This window comes from Paenibacillus thailandensis, assembly GCF_042685365.1.
GTDB lineage: Bacteria > Bacillota > Bacilli > Paenibacillales > Paenibacillaceae > Paenibacillus_AP > Paenibacillus_AP thailandensis.
In genome coordinates, this window is record NZ_JBHUMY010000053.1 from 1 (window position 1) to 765 (window position 765).

General features: G+C 48.0%; 2 protein-coding genes. Both read right to left on the bottom strand.

Features of this window, described 5'->3' with window-relative positions:
- Positions 1-568 (bottom strand): IS3 family transposase (locus ACFSW5_RS26125; RefSeq protein ID WP_379280508.1); only part of this gene is annotated, 568 nt, incomplete at its 3' end.
- Positions 475-765 (bottom strand): transposase (locus tag ACFSW5_RS26130; RefSeq protein ID WP_379280506.1); only part of this gene is annotated, 291 nt, incomplete at its 5' end. The genes ACFSW5_RS26125 and ACFSW5_RS26130, both read right to left, overlap by 94 nt.

Sequence of the window (765 nt, forward strand, 5' to 3'; positions counted from 1 at the left end):
ATCCGACGATCTTGCGGGAGTATAAATCCATTACGCTTGCTAGGTACAGCCAGCCTTCTCCGGTCGCCACGTATGTGATATCCGTCACCCATTTTTCATTCGGTTTGCTGGCCGTAAAATCTTGGTCCAATACGTTGTCATGAACCGGCAGGCTGTGCTTGGAGTTCGTTGTGGCTTTATATTTCTTGACGGTTCTAGACCGCCACTGTTGCTTCTTCATGATCCGTGTTACGGTCCGTTCCGATACGCTGACTCCTTTCTGAAGCAACTTCTGTGTCACTTTTGGACTCCCATAGAGCTGACGGGAATCGTTGAACACTTCCTTGACTTGCTCTGTCCATTCTTTGTGCTGGCGCTCTCGCTCACTTTCGGGACGATCACGCCATTTGTAATATCCGCTGCGAGATACTTCCATAACTTTGCACAACTTCTCCAGCCGGTACTCGAAGCGGTATTCATGGATGAATGCATATTTTACCGACGGTCTTTCGCGAAGAAGTGCATGGCCTTTTTTAAGATTTCGTTCTCCTCTTGCAGTTCTCGTATTTGCTTTTGCATTTCCCGCAATTGGTGATCTTCGGACTTGAACACTTGATGCTGAGCGATTTCTGGCTCGCCGCCGAACTTCTTCATCCAGCCATACAAGGTATTGTCTTTGATCTTCAGTTCGCGGGCGACCTCCGCCACCGCCTTGCCGCTTTCTTTTACATACTGTACCGTCTTTCTTTTGTACGTCTCATCGTAAAGTGGTTTTTTCATCTCTGA